This window comes from Microbispora rosea (assembly GCF_900156315.1).
Taxonomy (GTDB): domain Bacteria; phylum Actinomycetota; class Actinomycetes; order Streptosporangiales; family Streptosporangiaceae; genus Microbispora; species Microbispora rosea.
Genome location: NZ_FTNI01000004.1, coordinates 189,622 through 208,917 on the forward strand (window position 1 = coordinate 189,622; position 19,296 = coordinate 208,917).

The window sequence follows — 19,296 nt, forward strand, 5'->3', positions numbered from 1 at the left end:
CGGTCCCGGCCTCTAAGGTGGGGGACGTGGCTGAGGACAAGCAGACCCCGTCGGAGAAGCAGACCCCGTCGGAGAAGCAGACCCCGTCGTACGAGCAGGCCCGCGAGGAGCTGACCGAGGTGGTGCGCCGCCTGGAGACGGGCGGGCTCACTCTGGAGCAGTCGATAGAGCTGTGGGAGCGGGGAGAGCGGCTGGCGGCCATCTGCGAGGAGTGGCTGCAGGGCGCCCGCGCCAAGCTGGCCGCCGCGATGGCCCAGCGCCAGGAGCCCCAGCCGAACGGCCCCGAGGAGGCTCCCTTCTGACCCCCGGCGGGCTAGGCGTGCCAGAGGGCGGCGAGCTGCCGGGTGGCCAGCCGGGACGGCACGGCGCGCAGCAACGTGTCGCGTAGCCACGCGGCGACGCCGGTCTGGGAGGTCAGCCGCGACTGCCGGGCCGCCGCCAGCATCATGCGATTGGCTCTGGGCCTGCGCTCGGCGTCGTAGCGCAGGAGCCGCCGGGCGACGTCGGCCGGCTCCGCGCCGGCCAGATGGCGGGTCAGCGCGGCGGCGTCTTCGAACGCCTGGCTGGCGCCCTGACCGAGGTCGGGTGACATGGCGTGCGCGGCATCGCCGAGGAGCGCGATCCTGCCGGTCACGAACGAGGGCAGGGATTCGGCCAGGCGGGCGATCGGGTCGACGTAGATGCCGGCGGGCGGGGTCGCCTCGATCACTGCCGCGACGAGAGGGTGCCAGTCGGCCATCAGGGACAGCATCTGCCGGCGCGCCTCGTACGCACCCGGCGGCGGGCCGTGCAGGACGGAGTCGGTGAACCAGTACAGGTGGTCCTCGCCGACGGGGAAAAGGCCGAACATCGCCCCGCTGCGCCGGTCGACCAACTGGCTGACGAGCAGGTCCGGCGCCATGCAGGGAGGGCGGGGCAGCATGCCGCGCAGGTCCAATCGACCGGTCCGCCGCAGCCCGGGGTGGCCGGGGAAGAGCTGTGCACGCAGCGTGCTGCCGATGCCGTCGGCCGCGATCACCGCGTCCGCCCTGGCGACGGGACCGCCTTCGCTGATCACGGTCACTCCGGTGGAGTCGGACTCCAGGCGCTTGACGGGGGTGGTGGTCCGCACCAGCTCGGACGGCAGCGGGGCGCGGAGCGATCGGTGCAGTTTCGCTCGCTCGATCATGACGGGCGCCCCGATCTCCCGTTGCGCTCCACCCTCCTGCTGCGCCCTGACCAGGTCGGTGACCAGCAGCGGCCGTCCGCGCCAGTCCCGCAGTCCTCCGCGGGCCGCATGGATGACGTGCCCGCGAACGTCTTCGGCCAGCCCCAGGGTGTCCAGCGCGCGCAGCCCATTGGGCATGACCACGATCCCGGTGCCCGCTTCCCGCAGCTCGGCAGCCCGCTCGAGGAGCGTCACCTCATGGCCTGTGCGATGCAGCCCGACCGCGGCCGCCACTCCTCCGAGCCCGGCGCCGACCACCACGATCCTCATGAGACCTCCCGCTCATTCACTACGATCGTACTAGTACGGCTATTGGTACCATCTGCCCATGCCGCCCACTAATCCGGCCCGTCGGCGCGCCCTGACCGATGCCGCCATCGACCTGCTGGCGTCGTCGGGCGTGCACGGCCTGACCCACAGAGCGGTGGAGAAGGCGGCGGATCTGCCGCCGGGAACGGCTTCCAACTACTTCCGCACACGGGAAGCGCTGCTGGTGGCCACCGCGGAGCGCATCATCGAGTTGCATCACGCGGACACCGACCAGGCCGTCAAGCGGCCCGCCACGCTGGTCGACCTGTTGACGGAATCGTTGCTCACGGCGGCGACCACGCTGCGCACCCGCTATCTGGCGATCTTCGAACTGCAACTGGAGGCCGCGCGCCGGCCGGTGCTCGCGGCGGCTCTCGCGTGCCTGCAGGACAAGGCGTCGCTGGTCACCGCCGGGCACCACGACGAACTCGGCCTCGACATCCCACGCGAGAAGATCCCCGCCATGATCGCGCTCTACGGGGGTGCGCTGTTCACCCTGGTCAGCACACCCCCGGAGCACGTCAGCAGGGACGTCGTCCGGAACCTGGTCGAGGTGATCGTGTACGGCTGCGATCCACCGGCGTGAGCGTACGTCCGGCGTGACGGCACGGGCCGTCAGATCCCGGGCCGCCGCGCGTCGACCTCGATCTCGATCCTCATCCGGGGGTCGGCCAGACCGCACTGCATCATCGTGGCGGCCGGCCGCACGTCGCCGAAGTGGCGGCGCAGGACGGGCCAGCACGGCTCGAAGTCGGCCTGGTCGGGCAGCAGGTAGCGCACCCGCACCACGTCGGCGAGGCCGCACCCCGCCTCGGCCAGCGCGGCCTCGATGGTGCGCAGGCACTGCTCGGCCTGCTCCACGACGTCCTCGGAGATCGTCATGGTGGTGTAGTCGAAACCGGTCGTCCCGGAAACGTGCACCCGGTCGCCGTCCACCACGGCCCGGGCATAGCCGATCTGCTCCTCGAACGTCGAACCGCCGAGGATCGCGCGTCGCTCCGTCATGCGCGGAACGCTAGGCCGACGCCCGGCCATACGTCTAATACATCCTTGGACATGGGCTGATATCTCTAGGCGTATGGAGCGCCCCGAACTCCCCCTGGCCCAGTTGCACGCCTTCGTCGTGCTCGCCGAGGAACTGCACTTCGGCCATGCCGCGGCCCGCCTGGGCATCGCCCAGCCGCCGCTCAGCCAGCAGATCCGCCGCCTGGAGGACAAGGTGGGCCACGCGCTGTTCACCCGCGAACCCGGACGCGTCGCGCTGACCGCGGCGGGCCGCGAACTGCTGCCCGCCGCCCGGCGCGCCCTCACCGATCTCGCCGACGGGCTGGCCGCCGCCCGGGCCGTCGGCAGCGGCCGGGCCGGGCGCCTGCGGATCGGCTTCGCCGCCTCCCTCGCCCTGACGGTCCTGCCCGGTCTGCTGCGCGCGTTCCGGGAGCGTCTCCCCGACGTCCGCCTGGACATCCGCGAGATGACCACCGCGCCGCAGATCGCCGCCCTGCGCGACAAGACCATCGACGTCGGCCTGTTGCGCGAACCCCCCGCCGGCGACACCGCCGGCGACACTGCCTACGGGCCGGAACTGTGCTTCAGGACGGTGCTCACGGAGCCCTTCGTGGCGGTGCTGCCGTCCGCCCATCCGCTGGCCGCCCCGCGGACCGTACGGCTCGCGCGGCTGGCGGACGAGCCCTTCGTGCTCCTGCCGCGCACGGCCGGCCCGCGACTTCACGACCAGATCATCGGCCTGTGCGAGGCGGCCGGTTTCACGCCCCGGATCGCGCAGCGGGCGGTGGAGTGGCAGACCGTGTGCGCCCTCGTGGAGACCGGCCTGGGCGTCTCCCTGGCCCCGGCGAGCATCCGGCGCATCAGGCTCAAGGGCGTCGCCTTCCGCACGGTCGAGCCCAACGCGCGCACCCGGGTCGCCGTCGGCTGGCGTAAGGACGACCGGAGCCCCCTGGTCGCGCAGCTGCTGGCGACCGTCAGCGGGGACCCGGGGTCAGCTCGATGACGGCACGGGAGAGGGCTTGGGCTGCGGCGCGAGGGTCCGGGCGAGGGCGGTCAGCTCGTCCCAGTCGGCCGTCCCTGTGACGACCACCGCGTGATCGGGGAAGACCCGGACCAGCGTCCGCTGGTTCTTGTCCTGACGGAACCGCTCTTCCCAGGTCACGCCGTCGATCTGCCGGCTCCCGCCGGGCTTGTCGGTGTTGGCCATGCGGTTGACGAAGTCCGCGGACGGCCTCTCGTCGCTCTGGGCGAGCATGGCGTGCTGCCGCTTGGCCGTCGCGAACCCCAGCCGCCACGTCACGGCGCCGTTCTTCTGGGTCAGCGACGTGCTGTTGGGCACCCAATCGGCCAGCACCCGGTCCGGGGCGACGACCTCGTACGGCGCCGTACGCGCCGCGTTGACCCGGTCGATCGAGAAGTCCACCCGCGGGATGTGCTCGGTGCGGCTCTGCGGCGTGACGAGCAGGAACACTCCGACCGCGGCGAGGCAGACGAAGAGCGCGAACGCGTAGCCGTAGAAACCCTGGGTGAATCGTCCCACGTAAGGCGAGACTAGTCGGTGGAGTGGGCGGTTCCCGTATCGGCCGTCAGGCGTGCCGAATATCGCCGATGATGCGAAGAGCGTCCTCGGTCATCCTCCGGGCCTGTTCCGGGTCGTCGGACAGCGTGACCTCCTGCACGACGGCCGCCAGGGCGCCGGTGACGACGACGACCAGGGCGTCCTCGTGCTCGAACAGCGCCGCGGTGCGCCTGGCCCACTGCCGGAGACGGTCGCGCATGATGACCTCGAACCCGGGCGGGGCGTCGCCGCGGAGGAAGAGCGCGGCGAGATCGCGCTCGGCGAGGCAGCCCTCCAGGTAGGCCCGGGCGGCGGCGAGGAACTGGGGCATGGGGTCGGTCTCCCCGGCCGCCCTGGCCTCCTGCACGGCCTGCCGGGTGCGCTGGGTCTGCCGCTTCTGGAACTCCTCGAACAGCGTCAGGTAGAGATCGGCCTTGCCGGAGAAGTGGTGGTAGAGGCTGCCGACGCTGGCGCCGGCCCTGGCCACGACGTCGGTGACGCCCGCCTCGGCGAAGCCGCTCGTGATGAACGTCTCCTTCGCGGCGTCCAGGAGAGCTCCCCGGGTCGCCGCGCCGCGCTCCGACGTGCGCGTCGTCACTGGTCGTTCGGTGTCGCCGCTCATGCGGCGACGATATCCCCGACCCGTCCGTTCCGGGGGTCCGTGCCCGCAAATGGCCTCCCACCAGGCCCAACAGGTTCAGACCAATCGGACAAGAAGGGCCTCGCGAACTACGATCGCTAGAACGGCACCTACCTAAAAGGGGACCAATGGCTGATCACGTACCGGCCGCTCTCGCGACGGGGGAACGCGCACCCGACCGCAACCTGGCTCTGGAACTGGTCAGGGTGACCGAGGCGGCGTCCATGGCGGCCGCGCGCTGGGTGGGACGCGGCGACAAGAACGGGGCGGACGGCGCCGCAGTGAACGCGATGCGCCAACTGATCAACACGGTGTCGATGAAGGGCGTCGTGGTGATCGGGGAGGGTGAGAAGGACAACGCGCCGATGCTGTTCAACGGCGAGGAGGTCGGCGACGGCACCGGCCCCGGGTGCGACGTCGCCGTGGACCCGATCGACGGCACCCGGCTGTGCGCGCTCGGCATGAACAACGCGATCTCCGTGATCGCGGTCAGCGAGCGCGGCTCGATGTACGACCCGTCGGCGGTCTTCTACATGGAGAAGCTCGTCACGGGCCCGCAGGCGGCCGAGCACGTCGACATCAACGCCCCGGTGGCCGACAACATCCGCGCCGTGGCCCGGGCCAAGGGCGCCAAGCCGTCCGACGTCACCGTGGTGATCCTCGATCGGCCCCGGCACGAGCGGATCGTGAAGGAGATCCGGGAGACCGGCGCCCGGATCCGCTTCATCACCGACGGCGACGTGGCCGGCGCGATCATGGCGGCGCGCAACGGCACCGGTGTCGATCTGATGCTCGGCATCGGCGGCACGCCCGAGGGCATCGTCGCCGCCTGCGCGCTCAAGTGCATGGGCGGCGTCATCCAGGGCAAGCTGTGGCCGCGCGACGAGGAGGAGCGTCTCAAGGCCCTCGACGCCGGGCTCGACCTCGACCAGGTGCTCACCACCGACGACCTCGTACGCTCCGACGACGTGTTCTTCGCCGCGACCGGCATCACCGACGGCGAGCTGATGCACGGCGTGCGGTTCCAGGGCGGGGCGGCGGTGACGCACTCCCTCGTCATGCGGGGACGGTCGGGCACGATCCGCAAGATCGAGAGCGAGCACCAGCTCTGGAAGCTCGGCGCCTACAGCGCCATCAACTTCGACACGGCCGTCTAGCGGCGGCCTACCGGCCGAACAGGCGGCGGCGGGGGCGTTTCGGCGAGCGGGCGACGACCTTGCCGCCGAAGACGAACCCGGCGAGCTCGATCACGGGCGCGTCCGGCGCGAAGCCGGTCGCGCCCGGCGGGAGCCGCACCTCGTTCCTGAGCGACCGGACGCGGGCGTCCGGGGCGGTCACGATCCGCACGCCCTCGGGGACCGTCAGGTTGACCGTGCCGGCCATGACGGCGAGCTGCACCACCACGTGCCGCGACTGGAGCAGCGCCTCGCACAGGTCCATCGTGACCGTGCCGCCCAGCGACGTCACCGGCACCTGGGAGGGCACGACCCACCGGCCGCCGCGGGTCTCCGTACGGAAGAACGCGGTGACCGGACGGCTGTCCATCCGGAACGGCTGGCTCTCGGGCGGCAGCAGGTCCACGGTCAGCTCGGCCAGCTCTCCGAGGGTCCGCGCGGCCCAGACACGCTCCACCCGTTCCTCGTGCTCCAGCGGCGTGAGCCGCCCGTCGGTGACGGCGTCGGAGAGCACCTCGACGATCCGCTCCCGATCGGCGTCGGAGGCCCGCAGCAGGGAGGGGTCGGGCGTATCCGGAGTGCGCGGCGAGAGGAAGGCGGAGATCCACTTTGCGGCTGAGGACTCGCTGCTGCTCACACCATCGAGAGTAAGCGGTCCACGAACGACGGTCACTATGCGACGCGGCGCCCGGCGTCGCCCCCCCGCCATTGACCGGGGACTTCGTGGCCGCTTAGCGTGAGGAGGTGGTCGCGGGGGCGGTGACACGGCAGGTCGGCAACCTTCCGGCCGACCTGACGAGTTTCGTCGGCCGCAGGCGTGAGCTGGCCGAGATCAGGCGGCTGCTTTCCGCGTCGCGCCTGGTGACCCTCACCGGAGTGGGCGGCGTGGGCAAGACCCGGCTGGCCCTGCGGGCGGCCGCCGAGCAGCGCCGCGCGTTCGACAGCGTCTGGCTGGTGGACCTCAGCACCGTCACCGATCCCGCGCTCGTGGCGGAGACGGTGGCGGCGACCATGGGCGTGCGGGACGAGGCGGCGGACTGCCCTGTGGACGCGCTGGAGCAGGTGCTCTCCTCGCAGCGGACACTGCTCGTGCTGGACAACTGCGAACACCTGCGTGACGCCTGCGCCGTGCTCGCCGACCGGCTCCTGCGGGCGGCCCCCGAGCTGCGCATCCTCGCGACGAGCAGGCAGTCGCTCGGCATCACCGGCGAGCACCAGATGAAGATCTCGCCGCTGCCCGTCCCCGAGCCGGACCGGCCGCTCAACCGCAGGTCACTGGAGTTGTACGACGGGATCAGCCTGCTGACGGAACGGGCGGCGGCGGTCCTGCCCGGCTTCACCGTCACCGAGGACAACCAGGCGGCCGTCGCCGAGCTGTGCCGCCAGCTCGACGGCATCCCCCTGGCGATCGAGCTCGCCGCGGTGCGGCTGCGGGCCCTGTCGGTGAACGCGCTCGTGGAGCGCCTGCGCGACCGCTATCGCCTGCTCACCGGAGGCAGCAGTGCGGCCGTGCCCCGTCAGCAGACCCTGCACGCGCTGGTCGACTGGAGCTTCCAGCTGCTGCCCGCGGCGGAGCGGACGTTGTGGACCCGGCTGTCGATCTTCCCCTCCCACTTCGACCTGGACGCCGTCGAGGCGGTGTGCACCGGCGACGGCATCGAACGGGACGACGTGCTCGACCTGCTCGACGCGCTGCTGGACAAGTCGCTGCTCCTGCGCGAGGAGCACGGAGGTGCGGTCCGCTACCGCATGCTCGACACCCTGCGCGAGTTCGGCCGCAAGCGGCTCAGCGGGCCCGCGGAGCGCCGGTCGCTCCAGCGGCGGCACCGGGATCACTATTTCCTGCTGGCGCGGCAGGCGGACGCCGAGTGGTTCGGCCCCGACCAGTTCTCCTGGCTCAGGCGGCTGAACCTGGAGCAGGCGAACCTGCGCGCGGCGATGGACTTCTGCCTGCAGGAGCCCTGCGAGGCGGAAACCGGGCTGCGGATGGCCCTCTGCCTGACGGACCCCTGCTGGCTGGCCAACGCCTATTACAACGAGGGCCGCCACTGGCTGGACCGCATGCTGTGGGCGACGCCCGAGCCCACCGTCCTGCGGGCGCTGGCGCTGTGCGCCGACGCGGAACTGGTGCTCACCCAAGGCGACACCGACAGGGGCCGGCGCCTGCTGGCGGAGAGCCGGGCGCTCGCCGAGAGGCTGGGCGACCCGGAAGCGCTCGCCCAGACGTCCCTGGTCGCCGGAATGGCGGAGCACTACGCGGGCGACTACGCGAAGGCGAACCCCCTGCTGGAACGGGCGGTCGCGGAGGAGGAGGCCGTCGGCAACCTCAGCGGCCTGCTGATCGCCCTCATCACGCTCGCGGCCGGTGTCGGATACCTCGGCGACCGGGCCCGTGCCACGGAACTGTTCGAGCGCGCTCTCGCGCTGACCGAGGCCCACGGCGAGTGCTCCGGCCGGGCCTGGGTGCTCGCGATCTTCGCCATCAGCCTGTGGCAGGGCGGGGAGAACGCCCGAGCGCTGGCGATGGCACGCGAGGCCCTTCTTCTCGCCCGCGACCTGGGCGACCGGATGAACATCGCGATGAACCTGGAGATCATCGCCTGGGTGCAGGCCGACGAGGGCCGCCACGCCCCCGCGGCCCGGCTGCTCGCGGCCTCGGAGGAGATCGGCCGTTCCGTGGGCATGGCTCCGTGCCGCGACAGGCGGTTCGCCGAGTTCCACGAGCGGTGCCTCACGGATCTCCGTACGAGTCTGGGCGACCGGGCCCTGAGCCGCGAGACCCGCAGGGGGGACCGGCTGACGATGAACGAGGCGATCGAGGAGGCGATCGGCGACCGAGCCGAGCGCGGGCTCGCGCGCGCGGGCGAGACGGTCGCGGAGGCCGAGCCCGCGCCGCCGGAACGCCCCCCGGCGGCCGAGCCGTCCCCGCTCACCCGGCGTGAGCAGGAGATCGCCGAGCTGATCGCGCAGGGACGGAGCAACAAGGAGATCGCCTCCGCCCTCGTCATCTCGCAGCGGACCGTGGAGGGCCACGTCGAGCGCATCCTGGACAAGCTCGGCTTCGCGTCCCGGGCCCAGATCGCCGCCTGGATGGCCGCGCGTGGGGCGGGCGGCCGGTCCTGACCGGCGGACCCCATTGACCGAGCGGGTGACGGCTCCTACGCTGGCGAAAACTTGAACCCCCCTCATGTTCGTGGAGGCCCACGATGCCAGTAGAGGACACGGCGCCGGCGCGGGACACGGCGCCCGCTTCTCGCGACCGGCAGGCGCGGCTCGCCACGTTCGCGGTGTTCTTCGTCCAGGGCCTCACCTTCGCCACACTGCTCACCCAGGTGGCGGCGCTGCAGCGCAAGCACGGCCTGACCGACGGCGAGCTGACCATCCTGCTCCTCGTCGTCCCGGTCATCGCGGGGGCCGGCAGCGCGCTCGCCGGCGTCGCCGCGTCCCGATGGGGCAGCCGCCTGGTCCTGCGCCTGGTGCAGCCGCTCGCCTGCGCCGCCGTCGTGCTCGCGGGCCTCGCCTCCGACGTCCCCATGCTGGTGGCCGCCAACGTCCTGTTCGGCCTCGGCCTGGGCGGGGTGGACGCGGGCATGAACATGCAGGGCGTCGCGGTCGAACGCGAGTACGGACGCGCGGTGCTCACCGGGTTCCACGCGCTGTGGAGCGTGGCGGCGGTCATCGGGTCGGTGTGGGCCTCCGCGGCGGCCACCCTCGGCCTCGGCCTGCCCGTCACGTTCGCGATCGCCCTCGTCCCGGCCGCCGCGGTCGCCGTCCTCGCCTCGATCTGGCTCTACCGGCCGGAGGAGGAGCACCGCGCGGCCGCGGTCCGCGACGAGGCCGCGGGCGCGGCCAGGCCGGCCGGGGTCGCTTGGCGCCCGATCATCCCTCTCTGCCTCGCGATGGCGTTCCTCTACGTCGGCGACTCGTCGGTCTCCAACTTCGGCACCGTCTTCATGGACAAGGTCCTGCACGCGTCGGCGACCGTGATCCCGCTCGCCCTGGGGGCCTACCAGCTCACGACGTTCCTGGTGCGGGTCGGCGGCGACTTCGCGGTGCGCCGGTGGGGCCCGGCGGCCATCGTGCGCGCCGGGGGCGCCGTCGCGACGCTGGGCTTCGTCGCGATCGTGGCGGCGCCGACGGTGCCGCTGGCGATCGCGGGCTTCGCCCTCACCGGCATCGGCCTGTCGGTCGTCGCCCCGCAGTCGTTCTCCGCGGCCGGCCGCCTCGACCCCGCGGGCACGGGCGTGGCGATCGCCCGCGTCAACATGTTCAACTACGTGGGGTTCATCGTCGGAGCCGCGCTCGTCGGCGGCCTCGCTGACGCCTCCGGCTTCCGCGTCGCCTTCGCCGCACCGCTCGTCCTCGCCGCCGCGATCATCCTGCTCGCACGCGGCTTCCAGCCGCGCAGGGCCGAGCCGGCCACCGCGACCACCGTCGTCACCCCCTGACCTCCCCTCCGGCGTTCCCCGCCAGGGCGCGTACGGCCTCGGCGACGCGGTGGGCGGGCAGGCGGGCGAAGCCGAGGACCAGCCCCGGCGATCCGTGCGCCGACGTCACGACCTCCGCGGACAGGCCCGCGCCGCGGGCGGCCTCGGCCAGGCCGGACGGGTCGCCCCCGTCCACTGCGTCCGCTGCGTTCACCTCGGCGTACAGGTGCAGCCCGGCCGAGATGCCGCGCACCGTAATCCAGGGCAGGTGCTCGGCCAGGGCGCCGGCGAGGGCGTCCCTGCGCCGCCGGTACTCCCGCCGCATCCGGCGCAGGTGCCGGTCGTACGTCCCGCCCTCGATGAGGTGGGCGAGCACGTACTGGTCGATGACCGGCGAACCGAGGTCGAGCTCGCCGCGCGCGAGCCGTACGGCGCGGGCGACGCGCGGGGGCGCCGCGATCCAGCCGAGCCGCAGCCCAGGGGCGAGGGCCTTGCTCACGCTGCCGGCGAGCACGACCCGGTCGGGCGCGAGGCCCTGCAGGCACCCGACGGGGTCGCGGTCGAAGCGGAACTCCGCGTCGTAGTCGTCCTCAAGCACGAGGGCGCCCGTGCGGGCCGCCCAGTCGACCAGCGCGGCGCGGCGGGCCGGGGACAGGACGACGCCGGTCGGGTACTGGTGCGCGGGAGTGACCACCACGGCGTCGGCGTCGCCCGGCAGGGCCCCGACGACGATCCCCTCTCCGTCGACAGGGACGGGGACGACGTCCGCTCCAGCCCGCCGGAGCAGCGGGAGCTGACGCGCGCTCGTCGGGTCCTCGACGGCGAGGACGATGCCGCGGCCCCGGTCCCGCACCAGGGCCTGGACGACGAGGCTGAGCCCCTGGGCCACCCCGGTCACGACCACGACGTCGTCCGGTGACGCGTCGGCCGCGCGCACCCGGCCGAGGTACGCGGCGAGTTCGCGGCGCAGGGCCGGCACACCGCCGGGGTCGCCGTAGTCGAGCCCGTCGTTGGGCAGCGTGGCCAGGACGTGGCGGACGGCGGCGAGCCACGCCTGCCGGGGAAACAGGCCGAGATCCGGGGACGTGGGCCGATGGCCGTAGTGCGGCCAGCAGCTGTCCCGCCGGTCCCCGGGGCGCTCGGGGGCGGCCTGGCGCCCGGCCCCCGCCGCGACCCTTGCCGCGACCCTCGTGCCCGCGCCCGTCCTGGATTCGAGAAATCCCTCGGCCGCCAGCTGCTCGTACGCCTCGACCACGACGCCCCGCGACAGGCCCAGATCGCGGGCGAGGTCGCGGGTCGCGGGAAGGCGGGCGCCGGGGACGAGCCGCCCGGAACGAACGGCCTCCCGCAACTCGCGGGCGATCTGCCCGGCGAGCCCGCCGGCGGCCCTGTCGACCACGAGATGGAGATCGGCCATTGGCCCACTCTAAACGCGTGTGATTGGACCATGAGCGAGGGCCAAGCCGTCCTTAGCATCCCTGACATGAACACTCATGTGGCCGGAGCGGCGGGTGCGATGTTCCTCGTGGGGACGTTGGCGGCGGTCTCCGGCGTCATCGCGGACTACCCCGTCTACGGGGGGCAGGCGCTCCGCTACGCCCTCGCCGCCGTGATCCTGCTCGCCGTCGCCCGGGCGCGCGGACTCGGCCTCGTGCGGCTCCGGCAGCGCGAGTGGGCGCTGCTCGCCGCGCTGTCGCTGACGGGGCTCGTGCTGTTCAACGTCTGCGTGGTCGAGGCGACCCGCGCGGCCGGGCCCGCGCTGCCCGGCATCGTCCTCGGCACCGTGCCGCTGGCGCTCGCCCTCGTGGGACCGATCTTCACCGGCGCCCGGCCCTCCCCGCGCGTCGTGGCCGCGGGTCTGGTGGTGGCCACCGGAGCCTCCCTGGCCACCGGCGCCGGCAGCGGCAACCTGCCCGGGCTGTTGTGGTCCCTGGGCGCCCTGGTCTGCGAACTCTGCTTCTCGCTGCTGGCCCTGCCGCTGCTGCCGCTGATCGGCCCCCTCAGGCTCTCCGCCTGGACGGCCGCGCTGGCGGTGCCGTTCCTGCTGGTCGCCGGCCTCGCCCTGGACGGCCGTCACGTGCTGCGCGCCCCGACCGCCGCGGAGGCGGGCGGTCTCGTCTACCTCGCCCTGGTGGTGACGACCGTGGCGTTCTTCCTGTGGTACCGGTCGCTGCCCCGCCTGGGCGCGGACCGGGCCGGGCTGTTCGCCGGGATGATCCCTGTCGGCGCGCTCGCCACGGCCGCCCTTCTCGGGATCGCCGTCCCCTCCGCGGCCGACCTGGCGGGAGCCGCCCTCGTGATCAGCGGGATCGCCCTCGGGCTCCGCTCGCCCTCGCCTCGTCGGCCCGCCCGTCAGCCCGCTCGTCCGCCCGCTCTTCGGCCCGCCCGGCCGGCGGCGGCTCCTCGCGCGGCGTCACTCGCCTCCCGGGAGGGGACCACCAGGTGATCTCGCCGTCCCTGACCTGCCGCAGCACGAGCGTGAGCAGCGACACCGCCAGGGCCACGAGAATGCCGATCGCGAAAATGACCATGACCCACACTTCGGCGCTCATGACCCCTCCCCTCTCTGTCCTCTGTCTCAATTATCCCGCTTTGTGGTCAGATAGTCAGTATGAAGTTATTCAAAAGCTACGCATAGCCCGGACATGATGACCGCCGCCCGTGCGCCGTACGCTGTGCAAAGACCATGGGCGGTCCGCAGGGCGGGCGCGCCCGACCGGGCAGACCACGAGGAACCGAGGACGATGCCGGAGTTCGACTACACCGACCTGCTCCCGCTTGGACCGGACGAGACGGAGTACCGCCTGATCACCAGCGAGGGGGTGCGGGTCACCGAGGCCGCCGGGCGCAGGTTCCTGGAGGTCGAGCCGGAGGCCCTGCGGCTGCTCACCGAGACCGCGATCCACGACATCTCGCACTACCTGCGGGCATCCCACCTGGCCCAGCTCCGCAAGATCGTCGATGACCCCGAGTCGAGCGGCAACGACCGTTTCGTCGCCCTCGACCTGCTCAAGAACGCGAGCATCTCGGCCGGCGGCGTGCTGCCGATGTGCCAGGACACGGGCACCGCGATCGTCATGGGCAAGCGCGGCCGGCACGTGCTGACCGACGGCCGCGACGCCGAGCACCTCAGCCGGGGCGTCTACGACGCCTACACGAAGCTCAACCTGCGCTACTCGCAGATGGCGCCGCTGACGATGTGGGACGAGAAGAACACCGGCTCCAACCTGCCGGCCCAGATCGAGCTGTACGCCGAGGACCCGAACGGCCACCCGGACGAGTACAAGTTCCTGTTCATGGCCAAGGGCGGCGGCTCGGCCAACAAGTCGTTCCTCTACCAGGAGACCAAGGCGGTGCTCAACGAGAAGCGCATGCTCGCCTTCCTGGAGGAGAAGATCCGCTCGCTCGGCACCGCCGCCTGCCCGCCGTACCACCTGGCGATCGTCGTGGGCGGCACCAGCGCGGAGTACGCCCTGAAGACCGCGAAGTACGCCTCGGCCCGCTACCTCGACTCCATCCCCACCGAGGGCTCGCCGAACGGGCACGGCTTCCGCGACCTGGAGATGGAGAAGAAGGTCTTCGAGCTGACCCAGAAGCTGGGCATCGGCGCGCAGTTCGGCGGCAAGTACTTCTGCCACGACGTACGCGTCATCCGGCTGCCCCGGCACGGCGCGTCCTGCCCGGTCGCCATCGCGGTGAGCTGCAGCGCCGACCGGCAGGCGCTCGCGAAGATCACGCCGGAGGGCGTCTTCCTCGAACAGCTGGAGACCGACCCCGCCCGCTTCCTGCCCGACACCACCGACGAGCACCTCGGCGGCGACGTCGTCAGCGTCGACCTCAACCGCCCGATGCCGGAGATCCTCGCCGAGCTGAGCAGGTATCCGGTGAAGACCCGGCTGTCGCTCACCGGCCCTCTCGTCGTGGCCCGCGACATCGCCCACGCGAAGATCGCCGAGCGGCTCGACGCCGGCGAGGACATGCCGCAGTACATGAAGGACCACGCCGTCTACTACGCCGGTCCGGCCAAGACCCCCGAGGGCTACGCGTCCGGCTCCTTCGGCCCCACCACCGCAGGGCGGATGGACTCGTACGTCGAGCGCTTCCAGGCGGCGGGCGGCTCGATGGTGATGCTGGCCAAGGGCAACCGGTCGAAGCAGGTCACCGAGGCGTGCCAGAAGTACGGCGGCTTCTACCTCGGCTCGATCGGCGGCCCGGCCGCCCGGCTGGCCCAGGACTGCATCAAAAAGGTCGAGGTCCTGGAATATCCGGAGCTGGGCATGGAAGCGGTCTGGAAGATCGAAGTCGTGGACTTCCCCGCCTTCATCGTCGTCGACGACAAGGGCGACGATTTCTTCGCCGACACGACCGGTCCCGTCCTTACCATCGGACGGCGCTGATCTGCGGGGAGGTTGTCAGGATCTTTGACAGAAGATCTCAACAATTTCCCGGCATGGTCTCTACAGGTCGCACTACACAAATCGGTAAGCTGCCACCCATGCGTGCGCCGTCCGGATACCTGCTAGCCGCGCGCTATCGGCTGATCGAGCCGGTCGGGCGCGGCGGGATGGGCACTGTGTGGCGCGCGCGTGACGAGCTGCTCGACCGCGAGGTGGCTGTCAAGGAGGTGCGGCTTCCGCTGGTCCTGGACGAGGACCTGCGGGCGGAGCTGTGCGCGCGCACCGAACGCGAGGGCCGGGCGACCGCCATGGTCGCCCACCCCTCGGTCATCACGCTCTTCGACGTCATCACCGAGGACGACCGCCCCTGGATCGTCATGGAGCTGCTCAGGGCGCGGTCGCTGGAGGAGCTCATCCGCCAGGAGGGCCCGCTGCCGCCGCGCCGAGTGGCCGACATCGGCCGGCAGGTGCTCGGCGCGCTGCGCGCCGTCCACGCCAAGGGCATCCTGCATCGCGACGTGAAGCCCAGCAACGTGCTGGTGACCGACGACGACCGGGCGGTGCTGACCGACTTCGGGCTGGCCGCCCTGGAGGGCGACGCCTCCATCACCCAGGCCGGGATCGTCCTCGGTTCCGCCGGGTACATCGCCCCGGAACGCGTCCTCGGCGACAAGGCGAGCCCGGCGGCCGACCTGTGGTCGCTGGGCGCCACCCTCTACACCGCCGTCGAGGGCCGCGGCCTGCACGGCCGCCGTACGGCGGCGGCCGCGCTCGCGGCGCTGACCAGCGGCGCTCCGATCCCCATGGACAAGGCGGGACCACTCGCCCCGGTCCTGCGCGGCCTGCTCCAGATCGACCCCGCGGCCAGGCTCGACGGCGTCCGCGCGGCCCACGCGCTGTCCAGGGTCGCGGCCGGGGGCGTCGCCGACGACCCGTTCGCCTCCCCGTTCCGGACCGGCCGGCCCACGCCGCCGCCCATCGCCCCGCAGCCCACCGCTCCCGAGACCCGCAAGCCGTCGCAGCGCAGCCAGCGGGGACAGCACCGGGCCGAGTCGCGCCCCACGCCCAAGGTGACGCCGCGCGACCGCGACTCCGGGCCCCACCGCCAGCAGGGGCCGTACGGCCAGCCGCACCGGCCCGGGGAGCCGGTCCAGCCCAACGCGTACGACCCGTACGCCTCGGGGCGGTACGACCTGTACGGCTCCCGCGGACAGTCCGGGCCGTACGGGCAGTCGGGGCAGTACGGGCAGTTCGGCCAGAGTGGTCAGCTGCGGCACGGCGGGTCCTACTCCGGGTCTCGCAGCGGCCCCTATGGAGACTCCTACAGCGGCTCCCACAGTGGCGCGTTCAGCGGCCCGCACCAGCAGTCGGGACAGTCGGAGCAGTCCGGCCGCCGGCGCGGCTATCCGCGCGAATTCGGCTACTCGCGGGAGGCGCCGGCCGTGCCGTCCCAGCGGCGGCGGCCGAGCGAGGGCCTGCACCGCAAGCCGTCGGAGCCCGCGCTCCACCAGGTCGTGCGCATTCCCATGATGCGGCACGTGGCAAAGATGATCAAGCTTCTGCTCCCCCGCCGGTATTGGCCGAGAATCTTCATCAAGTAACCAGAAAGCGATTTCCAAGGCGGAATCGCTATCTTTCTAGATATGCCGGAACAGCACCCTCGGCCGCTTGCCGACCGCTACGAGCTGCGCACCCGCATCGGACGGGGAACCATGGGCACCGTCTGGCGGGCGTACGACCGGTCGCTGGGCCGGGAGATCGCGGTCAAGGAGATTCGCCAGGACCCCTCGCTCAGCCCCCGGCAACGCCAGGAGCTGCGCGAACGCATGATGCGCGAGGGCCGCATGGCGGCGCGTGTCAGCCATCCCTCCGTCGCCACCATCCACGACGTCATCGTGTCCGACGGCATCCCGTGGATCATCATGGAGCTCGTCGAGGGGCGCTCGCTGGAACAGGTGATCGACGAGGAGGGCCCGCTGCCGCCGCGTCTGGTGGCGGAGATCGGCTACGACCTGCTCGGCGCGCTGCGTGCCGCCCATGCCCAGGACATCCTGCACCGCGACGTCAAACCGGCGAACGTGTTGCTGACCGATACCGGCAGAGTGGTGCTGACCGACTTCGGCATCGCCAAGGCGCTCGGCGACCACGCGCTCACCCAGACCGGCATGGTGATCGGCTCGCCCGGATACACCGCCCCGGAGCGGGCCCGGGGCGAGTACACCGGCCCCGAGTCCGACCTGTGGTCTCTGGGCGCGACGCTGTACTTCGCCGTCGAGGGACGGCCGGCCTACGAACGCTCGACCGTCGGCGAGACGCTGGCCGCCCTGATGACGGAGGAGGCCGACCCGCCCGCGCAGGCCGGTCCGCTGCGGCAGGTCCTGGACGGACTGCTGGTGAAGGACCACACCGCGCGCCTCACGCCGGAGCGCGCCGCCGCGATGCTGCGCCTGATCGCCGACACCCCCACGGGCTCCATTCCCGCCGTGACAGCGGCACCGGCGCCGCCTCCACCCCCGACCCCCGCACATGATGCGACGGCGCGTCCGGACGGCAACGGCTCGGCCGCCCGGCCCCCTGGAAGGACCATGACCGGAGACGACGAGGACGACGCGAACCGCACGATGGTCGTCCCCCGCCCCGCAGGCGGTCCCCGCCTCCCTGCCCCGCCTCCGGGCGGCACCAGGAACGGCGCCTCCGAGGCCGCCGACAGGCACAGCACCACGGTGCCCGGCAGGCTGCCCGGCCGGGGATCGGTGACGCCCCCGCCACCCGGGCCCGGCTTCACCGGGAACGGCCCGGCGCCCATGCCGGGGCCTCCCGCCACCCCGCCGCACCCCGGTTCCTTGCACCCCGGCCCCTTCCTCCCGCCCGGGGACGGCGCCCCGGGCGGGTCTCCCAGCCTGGGGACGGACCTGTTCGCGATGCAGAGTCCCGGCGAGCCGGACGCCAAGACCCAGGTCCGGGTGCTCGTGACGATGGGAATCGCGCTCTTCGGCGTCCTCGCGCTGATCCTCCTGGGCGTCTTCATCTTCGCGAAGTGACTGCTGCGACTGTCCGGACACCGCCGGCCCCTGAGGCCGGCCGTTCGGAGGGGGCGGATCTGGGCGGGTGAAAGACTGAGGCATGGACGAATTCCGCATCGAGCACGATTCCATGGGCGAGGTCCGGGTGCCCGCCCGTGCGAAGTGGCGGGCCCAGACGCAGCGGGCGGTGGAGAACTTCCCGGTCTCCGGGCGAGGGCTGGAGACCGCGCACATCGCGGCGCTCGCCCGCATCAAGGCCGCGTGTGCCAGGGTCAACGCCGAGTACGGCGTCGTCGACAAGGACATGGCGGAGGCCATCCAGGACGCGGCCGAGGAGGTCGCCGAGGGACGGTGGGACGACCAGTTCCCGGTGGACGTCTTCCAGACCGGCTCGGGCACCTCGTCCAACATGAACATGAACGAGGTGGTCGCGACGCTGGCGCAGGAGCGGCTCGGGCGGCCCGTCCATCCGAACGACCACGTCAACGCCGCCCAGTCGTCCAACGACGTCTTCCCGTCCTCGATCCACGTCGCGGCGACGTTCGGCGTGGTGCACGAGCTGACGCCCGCGCTGGAGCACCTGGCGACCGCGCTGGAGGAGAAGGCCACCGAGTTCGCCGACGTGGTGAAGTCGGGCCGCACCCACCTGATGGACGCGACGCCGGTCACGCTCGGCCAGGAGTTCGGCGGCTACTCCACCCAGATCGAGCTGGCACTCGAACGGCTCCAGGCCGCGCTGCCGCGCCTGGCCGAGCTGCCGCTGGGCGGCACGGCCGTGGGCACCGGCGTGAACGTGCCGGGCCCCGGCTGGGCGCAGGCCGTGATCGCCGAGTTGAGCCGGACGACCGGCCTGCCGTTCACCGAGGCCAGGGACCACTTCGAGGCGCAGGGCGCGCGTGACGGCCTGGTCGAGCTGTCGGGCATGCTCAAGGTGATCGCCGTCTCGCTCAGCAAGATCGCCAACGACCTGCGCTGGATGGGGTCGGGCCCGCGCGCGGGCCTCGGTGAGATCAACCTGCCCGACCTGCAGCCGGGATCGTCGATCATGCCGGGGAAGGTCAACCCGGTGATCCCCGAGGCCGTCACGATGGTGGCCGCGCAGGTCGTGGGCAACGACGCCGCGATCACGATGGCCGGGGCCTCGGGATCGTTCGAGCTCAACGTGATGCTGCCGGTGATGGCGCGCAACGTGCTGGAGTCGATCCGGCTGCTGGCCAACGTGTCGCGGCTGCTCGCCGACCGCTGCGTCACCGGGATCACCGCCAACGTGGGCCGCCTGCGCGAGTACGCCGAGTCGTCGCCCTCGATCGTCACCCCGCTCAACCGGTACGTGGGGTACGAGGAGGCCGCGAGGATCGCCAAGCAGGCGCTGAAGGAGCGCAAGACGATCCGGGAGGTCGTGATCGAGCGCGGCCACGTGGCGAGCGGCGCGCTGACCGAGGAGCAGCTCGACCGGGCGCTGGACGTGCTGTCCATGACCCGCCCCACATAGGAGGGCAGGCATCTATGTCGCCGTACGCCATGTGCCGGGAAGAGCGCGGTTCCTATCGTGAGG

17 protein-coding genes are annotated in these 19,296 nt (G+C 72.3%); 11 read left to right on the top strand and 6 right to left on the bottom strand.

Annotation, left to right across the window (positions count from 1 at the left end):
- Positions 1–26 precede the first annotated feature (26 nt).
- A complete protein-coding gene (locus BXA11_RS08130) occupies positions 27–302 on the top strand; it encodes an exodeoxyribonuclease VII small subunit (protein ID WP_076434055.1) in 276 nt (91 codons plus the stop codon).
- 11 nt (positions 303–313) lie between these two features.
- On the opposite strand, the gene BXA11_RS08135 is transcribed toward BXA11_RS08130, so the two are convergent.
- Entirely contained in the window at positions 314–1,477 is a 1,164-nt protein-coding gene (locus BXA11_RS08135) for an FAD-dependent oxidoreductase (protein ID WP_076433946.1), read from the bottom strand.
- A 58-nt stretch (positions 1,478–1,535) separates the two neighbouring features.
- Here BXA11_RS08135 and BXA11_RS08140 point away from each other — a divergent pair, with 58 nt between their 5' ends.
- Positions 1,536–2,102 carry a TetR/AcrR family transcriptional regulator gene (locus BXA11_RS08140; RefSeq protein WP_030507525.1) on the top strand — a complete coding sequence of 189 codons (567 nt, stop codon included), beginning with the start codon at positions 1,536–1,538 and terminating at the stop codon, positions 2,100–2,102.
- A gap of 29 nt (positions 2,103–2,131) precedes the next feature.
- Here BXA11_RS08140 and BXA11_RS08145 read toward each other — a convergent pair whose 3' ends face one another.
- Positions 2,132–2,521: a RidA family protein gene (locus tag BXA11_RS08145; RefSeq protein ID WP_076433947.1), complete on the bottom strand. Its 390-nt coding sequence runs from the start codon at positions 2,519–2,521 to the stop codon at positions 2,132–2,134.
- A gap of 73 nt (positions 2,522–2,594) precedes the next feature.
- On the opposite strand from BXA11_RS08145, the gene BXA11_RS08150 reads away from it, so the two are divergent.
- Positions 2,595–3,524, top strand: coding sequence for a LysR family transcriptional regulator (locus tag BXA11_RS08150; RefSeq protein WP_076433948.1), 930 nt, complete (start codon positions 2,595–2,597; stop codon positions 3,522–3,524).
- Here BXA11_RS08150 and BXA11_RS08155 read toward each other — a convergent pair.
- Entirely contained in the window at positions 3,513–4,061 is a 549-nt protein-coding gene (locus BXA11_RS08155; protein WP_076433949.1) for a DUF4245 domain-containing protein, read from the bottom strand. The two genes, BXA11_RS08150 and BXA11_RS08155, sit on opposite strands and share 12 nt — an antisense overlap.
- Positions 4,062–4,107: 46 nt before the next feature.
- Positions 4,108–4,701, bottom strand: coding sequence for a TetR/AcrR family transcriptional regulator (locus tag BXA11_RS08160; protein WP_076433950.1), 594 nt, complete (start codon positions 4,699–4,701; stop codon positions 4,108–4,110).
- 146 nt (positions 4,702–4,847) lie between these two features.
- Here BXA11_RS08160 and glpX point away from each other — a divergent pair, with 146 nt between their 5' ends.
- Positions 4,848–5,876, top strand: a complete 1,029-nt coding sequence (gene glpX / locus BXA11_RS08165) for a class II fructose-bisphosphatase (RefSeq protein WP_030507530.1) — start codon at positions 4,848–4,850, stop codon at positions 5,874–5,876.
- Positions 5,877–5,883: 7 nt separating this feature from the next.
- Here glpX and BXA11_RS08170 read toward each other — a convergent pair whose 3' ends face one another.
- Positions 5,884–6,531 carry a DUF1707 SHOCT-like domain-containing protein gene (locus BXA11_RS08170; RefSeq protein ID WP_231513845.1) on the bottom strand — a complete coding sequence of 216 codons (648 nt, stop codon included), beginning with the start codon at positions 6,529–6,531 and terminating at the stop codon, positions 5,884–5,886.
- 122 nt (positions 6,532–6,653) lie between these two features.
- Here BXA11_RS08170 and BXA11_RS08175 point away from each other — a divergent pair, with 122 nt between their 5' ends.
- A complete protein-coding gene (locus BXA11_RS08175) occupies positions 6,654–9,017 on the top strand; it encodes an ATP-binding protein (protein ID WP_167769251.1) in 2,364 nt (787 codons plus the stop codon).
- Between the two features lie 83 nt (positions 9,018–9,100).
- The gene (locus BXA11_RS08180; protein ID WP_076433952.1) at positions 9,101–10,342 is read left to right on the top strand and encodes an MFS transporter; all 1,242 of its coding nucleotides are present in this window, start codon (positions 9,101–9,103) and stop codon (positions 10,340–10,342) included.
- Here the strand turns inward: BXA11_RS08180 and pdxR are convergent.
- Positions 10,332–11,738, bottom strand: coding sequence for a MocR-like pyridoxine biosynthesis transcription factor PdxR (pdxR, locus tag BXA11_RS08185; RefSeq protein WP_076433953.1), 1,407 nt, complete (start codon positions 11,736–11,738; stop codon positions 10,332–10,334). The two genes, BXA11_RS08180 and pdxR, sit on opposite strands and share 11 nt — an antisense overlap.
- 66 nt (positions 11,739–11,804) lie before the next feature.
- On the opposite strand from pdxR, the gene BXA11_RS08190 reads away from it, so the two are divergent.
- The 5 genes from BXA11_RS08190 to BXA11_RS08210 all read left to right on the top strand — a co-directional run bounded on the left by BXA11_RS08190 (position 11,805) and on the right by BXA11_RS08210 (position 19,233).
- Positions 11,805–12,767, top strand: a complete 963-nt coding sequence (locus tag BXA11_RS08190) for a DMT family transporter (RefSeq protein WP_143734150.1) — start codon at positions 11,805–11,807, stop codon at positions 12,765–12,767.
- A 298-nt stretch (positions 12,768–13,065) separates the two neighbouring features.
- Positions 13,066–14,718: a fumarate hydratase gene (locus tag BXA11_RS08195; RefSeq protein WP_030507536.1), complete on the top strand. Its 1,653-nt coding sequence runs from the start codon at positions 13,066–13,068 to the stop codon at positions 14,716–14,718.
- 98 nt (positions 14,719–14,816) lie between these two features.
- Complete coding sequence (locus BXA11_RS41200) at positions 14,817–16,319, top strand: serine/threonine-protein kinase (protein ID WP_083744056.1); 1,503 nt, start codon at positions 14,817–14,819, stop codon at positions 16,317–16,319.
- A 42-nt stretch (positions 16,320–16,361) separates the two neighbouring features.
- Positions 16,362–17,759, top strand: coding sequence for a serine/threonine-protein kinase (locus BXA11_RS08205; protein WP_076433955.1), 1,398 nt, complete (start codon positions 16,362–16,364; stop codon positions 17,757–17,759).
- 82 nt (positions 17,760–17,841) lie between these two features.
- Positions 17,842–19,233 (top strand): class II fumarate hydratase, encoded by a 1,392-nt coding sequence (locus BXA11_RS08210; protein WP_076433956.1) that lies wholly within the window; start codon positions 17,842–17,844, stop codon positions 19,231–19,233.
- Positions 19,234–19,296: the final 63 nt, after the last annotated feature.

What these genes read in the sequence shown, in the direction of transcription:
- BXA11_RS08210 (WP_076433956.1), top strand. Translation starts at nt 17,842, where the DNA reads ATGGACGAATTCCGCATCGAGCACGATTCCATGGGCGAGGTCCGGGTG.
- BXA11_RS08160 (WP_076433950.1), bottom strand. Translation starts at nt 4,701, where the DNA reads ATGAGCGGCGACACCGAACGACCAGTGACGACGCGCACGTCGGAGCGC.
- BXA11_RS08150 (WP_076433948.1), top strand. Translation starts at nt 2,595, where the DNA reads ATGGAGCGCCCCGAACTCCCCCTGGCCCAGTTGCACGCCTTCGTCGTG.
- BXA11_RS08140 (WP_030507525.1), top strand. Translation starts at nt 1,536, where the DNA reads ATGCCGCCCACTAATCCGGCCCGTCGGCGCGCCCTGACCGATGCCGCC.
- BXA11_RS08180 (WP_076433952.1), top strand. Translation starts at nt 9,101, where the DNA reads ATGCCAGTAGAGGACACGGCGCCGGCGCGGGACACGGCGCCCGCTTCT.
- glpX (WP_030507530.1), top strand. Translation starts at nt 4,848, where the DNA reads ATGGCTGATCACGTACCGGCCGCTCTCGCGACGGGGGAACGCGCACCC.
- BXA11_RS08190 (WP_143734150.1), top strand. Translation starts at nt 11,805, where the DNA reads ATGAACACTCATGTGGCCGGAGCGGCGGGTGCGATGTTCCTCGTGGGG.
- BXA11_RS08145 (WP_076433947.1), bottom strand. Translation starts at nt 2,521, where the DNA reads ATGACGGAGCGACGCGCGATCCTCGGCGGTTCGACGTTCGAGGAGCAG.
- BXA11_RS08205 (WP_076433955.1), top strand. Translation starts at nt 16,362, where the DNA reads ATGCCGGAACAGCACCCTCGGCCGCTTGCCGACCGCTACGAGCTGCGC.
- BXA11_RS41200 (WP_083744056.1), top strand. Translation starts at nt 14,817, where the DNA reads ATGCGTGCGCCGTCCGGATACCTGCTAGCCGCGCGCTATCGGCTGATC.
- BXA11_RS08195 (WP_030507536.1), top strand. Translation starts at nt 13,066, where the DNA reads ATGCCGGAGTTCGACTACACCGACCTGCTCCCGCTTGGACCGGACGAG.
- pdxR (WP_076433953.1), bottom strand. Translation starts at nt 11,738, where the DNA reads ATGGCCGATCTCCATCTCGTGGTCGACAGGGCCGCCGGCGGGCTCGCC.
- BXA11_RS08135 (WP_076433946.1), bottom strand. Translation starts at nt 1,477, where the DNA reads ATGAGGATCGTGGTGGTCGGCGCCGGGCTCGGAGGAGTGGCGGCCGCG.